General features: G+C 33.9%; 4 protein-coding genes. All 4 read left to right on the top strand.

Going from position 1 to position 4616, the window contains the following annotated elements; all coding sequences use genetic code 11:
- Window positions 1–365, top strand: a 365-nt coding sequence (locus tag RRB46_RS10550) for a DUF4406 domain-containing protein (protein WP_311538500.1), incomplete at its 5' end; no start/stop codon positions are given.
- On the top strand, window positions 366–2594 hold the full coding sequence (locus RRB46_RS10545) for a phage/plasmid primase, P4 family (protein ID WP_311538499.1): 2229 nt from the start codon (window positions 366–368) through the stop codon (window positions 2592–2594).
- A 133-nt stretch (window positions 2595–2727) separates the two neighbouring features.
- Window positions 2728–3009: a VRR-NUC domain-containing protein gene (locus RRB46_RS10540; RefSeq protein ID WP_085875974.1), complete on the top strand. Its 282-nt coding sequence runs from the start codon at window positions 2728–2730 to the stop codon at window positions 3007–3009.
- Window positions 3010–4356: a DEAD/DEAH box helicase gene (locus tag RRB46_RS10535; protein ID WP_311538498.1), complete on the top strand. Its 1347-nt coding sequence runs from the start codon at window positions 3010–3012 to the stop codon at window positions 4354–4356.
- Window positions 4357–4616: the final 260 nt, after the last annotated feature.

Raw genomic sequence — 4616 nt, 5'->3', positions numbered from 1 at the left:
GGAGTGGGTGCAAGGATCCCACTCCTTATCAAGCAATTAAAAATGCAGAGAAGAGATACTATCCCCTGGTATATATCTGCAGTCCATTTTCTGGAGATGTAGAAAATAATGTAATTAAGGCAAGAACTTATTCTCGATATGCTTTGGATGAAGGGAATATTCCCATAGCACCACATCTTTTATTTCCTCAGTTTATGAGTGATGAAAGTGAGAGAAGACTTGCCATGCATTTTAATTATGTCCTTCTTGGAAAATGCGAAGAAGTGTGGGTCTTTGGTGACTATATAAGTGCTGGAATGGCTGAAGAAATAAAGATTGCTGAGAATAGGAAAATGGAGATTCGATATATTAAGGAGGTAGCCTAATTGAAAATATACACCTCAAATTTAATAGGAGTGGAGTCAAATTGTGTTTATCATAATGAGGTCAATGCAGTAGATGTTAGGTCATTTGAGAAAGCCGCGAGTTTTGACCATGTAATGGCTAAGTATAAAAACTCCTACAGGTCTAACGATAATTTTATAGAGTCGGAATGTATTCCTATGGATATAGACAACGACCATTCAGAAAATCCAGATGATTGGATTTCAACTAACGATTTAAAGAGAATATTTGATGGAGTTAATTTCGCCATTGTTTACAGCAGAAATCATAGAAAAGAAAAAAATGGAAAATCTGCAAGACCAAGAATGCACATATATTTTCCAATTCCAAAGATTATAAATTTAGCTGAATATGTAGGCATCAAAGAAAGATTGTCAGAGACTTATACTTTCTTTGATGGTAATGCACTAGATGGAGCGAGATTTTTCTTTGGAGTTAAGAATCCTGCCGTTGAAATAGTTAGGGGAAGGAAATATATAACTGATATTTTAAAAGATGACTTTGAGGATTTTGATAATTCTCAAGACTTGATTCAGCAAGGCTCTAGAAATTCAACTATGAATCATTTCGCTGGTAGGGTTCTAATTCGATATGGAAATACAGGTGAGGCGAGAGAATTATTTGATAAAAAAGCTAGTCTTTGCTCACCACCACTTCCAGATGATGAACTGGAACAAATATGGAGGTCTGCTTGTAAATTCTATAAAAAGGTAGCTGCAAGTGAAGATTATGTTCCACCTGAAGAATATACTGAAGGCATAAATTTAAGACCGTCAGAATTTTCAGACATAGGTCAAGCAGAAGTTTTTGTAAGAGAATATAGAGATAGAATTCGTTTTTCTCCTTCTACAGGTTTTCTTGTTTACAACGACTCTTACTGGGAGGAATCTGAACTAAAAGCACAAGGATACTCTCAAGATTTAGTTTTAAAACAAATAGAAGAAATAGACAATGAACTTTTGAAAATGGATGAAGACATTAAGAAATCAGGAATTAGGGATATTATGGCCTCAATGAGTGAGAAAAAGGCAATGGAGGTTTTTGACAAAAATCAAAAATCTATATACTATAAATTAACTTCGCTTGAGGCATATAAGAAATATGCTGTAAAACGAGGGGACACCAGAGCTATCCATGCAAATTTAAAAGAATCAAAACCTATGCTTGAAATAAATCAAAGAGAACTTGACGTAGATGAGTTCTTGTTAAACACTCCGTCATTTACAGTAGATTTAAAAACTGGAGAGTGTAGAGACCATAAAGCAGAAGACTATATAACCAAAGAAACATCTGTGGATCCAAGTGATGAAAATATGGATATATGGCTTGATGCCTTGGATACATTTTTTGTAAAAGATAGTGAACTTATAGAATACGTGCAGAAAGTTGCAGGAATTTCTCTAATCGGAAAGGTCTATATTGAGGCTCTAATTATAGCTTATGGTGATGGAAGAAATGGAAAGTCCACATTTTGGAATACTATCTCAAGAGTTCTTAATCTATATAGTGGGTCAATCTCAGCAGATATTCTTACAGTTAATTCTAAGAGAAATGCCAAGCCAGAACTTGCTGAAACAAGAGGTAAAAGGCTTTTAATTGCAGCTGAACTTCAAGAAGGATTAAGGTTAAATACTTCAAATGTTAAACAGCTTTGTTCTACAGATGAGATTGTAGCAGAGAAAAAATATCGAGATCCATTTAAGTTCATACCTTCTCATACCCTTGTCCTATATACTAACCACCTACCAAAGGTGGGTGCCTTAGATGAAGGAACCTGGAGAAGACTCATTGTAATTCCTTTTGAGGCAAAGATAGAGGGTAGTAGTGATATTAAAAACTACACTGATTATTTAGTAGATAAGGCTGGAGGAGCAGTTCTCAAGTGGTTAATAGAAGGGGCTAAAAAAGCTATTGATGAAGATTTTAAATTCAGTCTACCTAAAAAAGTAGCTGATGCCATCAATGAATATAAGGAATCAAATAACTGGTTCAAGCATTTCTTAAATGAGTGTTGTGAGATTGATTCATCATTTGAAGAGAAGTCTGGAGAAGTCTATCAAGAATATAGAGCATATTGTTTAAGAACTGGAGACTATGTAAGGTCTACAACTGATTTTTATTCTGCTCTTTCATCCAATGGATTTATGAGGAGAAAAACTAATCAAGGAATTGTGATAGGTGGACTTAAATTAAAGTCAGACTTTGTGTAAAAATACAAGAAGTGCAGGTCGTGAATGTCATATATATAACTATTATATAGTAGGCAAATTAAATTTTAGTTATATATAAAGGTTATATAATAGAGTTTCACGACTTGCACAATGGCTAAAAATAGAGGTTTATATGTTAGAAAATGAAATAGAAAAAGCATTGGTAGATAAAGTGAAACTCCATGAAGGTCTATGTCTTAAATTTACATCTCCTTCAATGACGGGAATACCAGATAGGATAATACTCCTACCTAAAGGTAAGATCGGATTTGTAGAAACAAAAAGACCTGGAGGAGAACCAAGACCAATTCAGAAAAAGAGAATAAGGCAATTTAAAGATTTAGGTTTTAAGGTTTATGTTCTTGATTCAAAAGAAAACATTGATGAAATAATGAAGAGAATCGGAGGTGACTAATTGGAATACGCTCCACATAAATATCAAAAATATGCTACTGAATTTATAAAAGAAAATAAAGAATCAGCACTTCTACTTGACATGGGTCTCGGCAAAACGGTTATAAGTCTGACAGCTATAAAAGATTTACTCTTTGATTCTTTTGAAATTTCTAAAGTTCTAATAATAGCACCATTAAGAGTTGCCAGAAATACCTGGAAAGAAGAGATAGAAAAATGGTCCCATCTTGATATCTTAAAATATTCAGTAGTCATAGGTAGTGAAAAAGAAAGAATAAAAGCATTAAATAAGCAGGCAGATATTTATCTAATCAATAGGGAAAATGTAGATTGGTTAATAAATAAGAGCGAACTGTCCTTTAACTACGATATGATTGTAATTGACGAACTATCCTCTTTTAAGTCTCATATGTCAAAGAGGTTTAAAGCCTTGATGAAGGTTAGACCAGGGGTAAAAAGAATAGTTGGTCTTACTGGAACTCCATCATCTAACGGCCTAATGGATTTGTGGGCTGAGTTTAGGCTGCTTGATATGGGAGAGAGACTTGGAAGTTTCATTGGCCAGTACAGGGAAATTTACTTCAAACCAGATAAGAGAAATGGACCAATTATATATTCCTATAAACCACTGCCTTTTGCTGAAGTTGCAATCTATGAAAAGATATCAGATATAACAGTTTCTATGAAAGCTGAAGATTACCTAAAAATGCCAAAGAAGATAAACAATGAAGTCTTTGTAAATCTATCAGATAAAGAAAGAGATATCTATGAGACCTTAAAAAAAGACCTGGTCGTTAGTATTAAGGATAAAGATATAGATGCTGTTAATGCTGCTGCACTTTCTAATAAGTTACTTCAAATGGCATCGGGTTCTGTTTATGATGAAGATAAAAATATGATTTATATTCACGACAGAAAGCTGGATGCCTTGGAAGATTTAATAGAAGGCGCAAATGGAAAACCTGTTCTAATAGCTTATTGGTATAAGTCAGATTTGAAAAGAATAAAAGATAGGTTTGATGTAAGGGAACTTAAGACAAGTGAGGACTTTAAAGAATGGAATCAAGGTAAGATTCCTGTAGCCATTATCCATCCAGCATCTGCTGGTCATGGATTAAACCTACAAGCAGGTGGCTCAACACTTATTTGGTTTTCTCTTACTTGGTCATTAGAACTTTATGAACAAACCAATGCCAGACTATATAGGCAGGGTCAGAAAGAAACAGTTGTAATTCATCATATCTTATCTAAAGGAACTATTGATGAAGATGTAATGAAATCATTAGAAAATAAGAACAAAACACAAGCTGCACTTATTGATGCAGTGAAAGCAAATCTGGAGAGTTAATGTCATAGAATGTCACTAAGAACATTTGATAAGCTTAATATACGAGCAGGAGTTCTATGGAGAACTTACCTCAAAAAATTATGGAGGTAAGAAATGAACGCAAAAGAATATTTAAAACAAGCTTTTTATTTAGACAAGAGAATTAATAGCAAGCTGGAGCAAGTTGAATCACTTAACGCTCTAGCAACAAAAGCTACATCGACCTTATCAGATATGCCTAAGAGTCCTAATAGAGGATCATCAAAACTTGAAGATACTAT

Origin of the sequence: uncultured Anaerococcus sp. (genome assembly GCF_963512375.1) — a bacterium.
Classification (GTDB): Bacteria; Bacillota; Clostridia; order Tissierellales; family Peptoniphilaceae; genus Anaerococcus.
Note: the sequence above shows the minus strand (reverse complement) of the source record. Positions and strands in the feature narration are given on the sequence as shown.